The sequence below is a fragment of the Gordonia sp. (in: high G+C Gram-positive bacteria) genome, from assembly GCF_049299075.1.
Taxonomy (GTDB): domain Bacteria; phylum Actinomycetota; class Actinomycetes; order Mycobacteriales; family Mycobacteriaceae; genus Gordonia.
In genome coordinates, this window is sequence record NZ_JBAQWU010000098.1 from 1 (window position 1) to 3,185 (window position 3,185).

Genomic DNA, 3,185 nt, shown 5'->3' on the forward strand with positions numbered 1-3,185 from the left:
CAGCAGGCCCGCGGACAGGAACAGTGGAACGGCCGCAACGCGGGTCGCGCCCTGGGCGGTCAGCCGAGAGACGGCCTCGCGCACGACGCCGCCGCCGGTGCCCAGGCGCGTCGCGAAGACCGTCTGCACCGGGACACCGAGCACGCCGGACAGTTCGCGGCCACGTTCGCGGACGGAGGCATCTGAGCCCGGATCGGATGACCCGACGGCATAGAGGAGGACGCCGGTGTCCTTCGACCCTTCGATAAGCTCCGGGAGCGGGGCTGCCGCTTCGGTGATCCGGTCGATGAGCGCCGGGACAGGGGAGTAGCGGCCGACGACCGGGGTCTGCCGCACGCGCAGGCCGGGGTGGCGCAGCCGGGCGCGGCGCAGCATCTCGGGCAGATCGGACTTGCTGTGGAAGCCGTCGCCGAAGAGCAGCGGGACGACGGCGACGTCGGCGGCACCGGAACCGCCGAGCCGATCGAGGACGTCGGCGAGCAGAGGCTCGTTGCGATCCAGATAGGCCAACTCGACCCGAGCGTCCGGCAGCCCGCGCTGCGCCGCCGCCGCCACACGCTGTGCGGTGGCGGCGAAGCGCGGATCACGGCTGCCATGTGCGGCCAGAACGAGCGTCATCGACTCAGACGAGCGCGGCCTGCGACAGGTGCAGCGGAGCCAGGGCGTCGCCGATGAGGCCAGCGCCCAGGGTGTTGCCGCCCTGCGGGTCGACCAGCAGGAAGCTGCCGGTCTCCCGGTTCACCTGATAGTCGTCCGCGGCGATCGGCTCGGCCGTCGTCAGCGAGATCCGACCGATCTGGTTGAGCTCCACCGTCTCCGGCGCATCGACCAGAGCCAGGTTCTGCTCGTCGAACAGTGCCTCGAGCCCGCCGATGATCACCGGGGTGGTCTTGGTGCCGTGCTTGAGCAGCAGTCGGGCGGCGGAACGCAGCGGCTTGTCGCCCAGCCAGCAGACTGTCGCGGTGAACTGCTGCGCCGGCTCGGGTGCATCGCCGACGGCGGCGATCAGATCGCCGCGCGAGATGTCGATGTCGTCGGCCAGCAGCAGCGTGACGCTGCGGCCGGTGTGCGCCGACTCCAGCTCACCGTCGGGGGTATCGATTGTGGCGATGCGCGAGCGCTGCCCGGACGGCTGCACCACGATCTCGTCGCCGACGTGCACGGTCCCGGCGGCCACCTGACCGGCGTAGCCGCGATAATCCGGGTAGTCCGCGGTGCGCGGACGGATCACGTACTGCACGGGGAACCGGAACCCGACGTCGCGGCGGTCGGCCTCATTGGGCACCGTCTCCAAGTGCTCGATGAGCGTGGGCCCGTCATAGTACGGGGTGCTCTCGCTCCGGACGGCGATGTTGTCGCCGTGTAGCGCCGACACCGGGATCTCCAGCACTTGGTCGTCGGAGTAGCCCAGCGATCGGGTGATCGCACCGAACTCGGCGGACACCTGCGCGAAGACCTCTCCCGGATTGTCGACGAGGTCGATCTTGTTCACGGCCAGCACCAGGCGCGGCACGCCAAGCAGTGCCATGACGGCGGCATGGCGACGGGTCTGCGATACGACGCCGTTGCGGGCGTCGACCAGCAGGATCACCAGTTGCGCGGTGGACGCGCCGGACACCGTGTTGCGGGTGTACTGCACGTGGCCCGGGGTGTCGGCCAGCACGAAGCTGCGCGCCGGGGTCGCGAAGTAGCGGTAGGCGACGTCGATCGTGATGCCCTGCTCGCGTTCGGCGCGCAGGCCGTCGACCAGCAGCGACAAGTCCGGGGTATCCATACCGCGGTCGACCGAGGCCTTGGTCACCGCGTCGATCTGATCGGCGAGCACCGACTTGGTGTCGTACAGCAGCCGGCCGACGAGGGTCGACTTGCCGTCGTCGACGCTGCCCGCCGTGGCGATGCGCAGCAGGTCGCCGCCGTCGTGCAGGGTGGGAGCAGTCATCAGAAGTATCCTTCGCGCTTGCGGTCTTCCATAGCGGCCTCGGAGACGCGGTCGTCGCCGCGGGTGGCGCCCCGCTCGGTCAGCCGGGAGGCGGCCACCTCGGCCAGGACAGCCGCATTGTCGGCGGCTTCAGAGAGCACCGCGCCGGTGGTGGAGCCGTCGCCGACAGTGCGGTAGCGGACGGTGCGGGTCTGTACTTCTTCGCCTTCGCGCGGGCCGCCCCACGTACCGGACGTCATCCACATGCCGTCGCGGTCCCAGACTTCGCGCTCGTGCGCGTAGTAGAGCGGAGCCAGCAGCACCTGCTCGCGGGCGATGTAGCGCCACACGTCCAGTTCGGTCCAGTTGCTCAATGGAAATACGCGGACGTGCTCGCCCGGGGCGTGCCGGCCGTTGTACAGGTTCCACAGTTCCGGACGCTGACGCTTCGGATCCCACTGGCCGAAGGCATTGCGCAGAGAGAAGATGCGCTCTTTGGCGCGGGCCCGCTCCTCATCGCGGCGGGCGCCACCGAACACGGCGTCGAAGCGGTTCTCCGAGATACCGTCGAGCAGCGGGATGGTCTGCAGCGGATTGCGGATGCCGTCCGGACGCTCGGCGAGCCGGCCATCGGCCAGGTACTCCTCGACGCTGGCCACGTGCAGGCGCAGGTTGTGGCGTTCGACGATCTCGTCGCGGAACTCGATGATCTCCGGCAGGTTGTGGCCGGTGTCCACGTGCAGCAGCGAGAACGGCAGCGGTGCCGGCCAGAAGGCTTTGAGCGCCAGGTGCAGCAGCAGGGTTGAGTCCTTGCCGCCGGAGAATAGGATCACCGGCCGCTCGAACTCGCCGGCCACCTCGCGGAAGATGTGGATGGCCTCGGACTCGAGGGCGTCGAGGGTGGTGAAGGCGGCCAGGGCGCCGTCGTTCTCGGCGACAACGTCGAGTGGAGTGTCAGTGATGGTCATGAGACGTGCAACCCGCATTCTGTCTTGGCGCTGCCGGCCCAACGGCCGCTGCGCGGATCTGCTCCGGGAGCTGGTTTGGCGGTGCACGGTGCGCACCCGATCGACGGATATCCGTCGTCGACCAGCGGATTGACCAGGACGCCATGGGTGTCGATGTAGTCCTGGAACTGCTCATCGGTCCAGGCGGCGAGGGGATTGATCTTCACCAGGCCGAAGCCCTCGTCGAAGGAGATGAGCGGGGAATCGGCGCGTGTGGGCGACTCGACGCGGCGAATGCCGGTCACCCAGGCGCGGTAGGG

At 69.1% G+C, this 3,185-nt stretch carries 4 protein-coding genes; all 4 read right to left on the reverse strand.

All coding sequences use genetic code 11. The features are described from left to right. On the reverse strand, positions 1-618 hold a 618-nt coding region (locus tag WAW85_RS03225), incomplete at its 3' end, for a sirohydrochlorin chelatase (protein WP_422558214.1). A gap of 4 nt (positions 619-622) precedes the next feature. Next, positions 623-1,939, reverse strand: a complete 1,317-nt coding sequence (locus WAW85_RS03230) for a sulfate adenylyltransferase subunit 1 (protein WP_422558215.1) — start codon at positions 1,937-1,939, stop codon at positions 623-625. Then, positions 1,939-2,886: a sulfate adenylyltransferase subunit CysD gene (cysD, locus tag WAW85_RS03235; protein ID WP_422558216.1), complete on the reverse strand. Its 948-nt coding sequence runs from the start codon at positions 2,884-2,886 to the stop codon at positions 1,939-1,941. Before cysD ends, WAW85_RS03230 begins: the two co-directional genes overlap by 1 nt. Then, a partial coding sequence (locus WAW85_RS03240; protein WP_422558217.1) for a phosphoadenosine phosphosulfate reductase family protein occupies positions 2,883-3,185 on the reverse strand: 303 nt, incomplete at its 5' end. The genes WAW85_RS03240 and cysD, both read right to left, overlap by 4 nt.

Bases quoted from the DNA above. Each gene is read 5' to 3' on its own strand.
- cysD (WP_422558216.1), bottom strand. From the start codon at position 2,886: ATGACCATCACTGACACTCCACTCGACGTTGTCGCCGAGAACGACGGC.
- WAW85_RS03230 (WP_422558215.1), bottom strand. From the start codon at position 1,939: ATGACTGCTCCCACCCTGCACGACGGCGGCGACCTGCTGCGCATCGCC.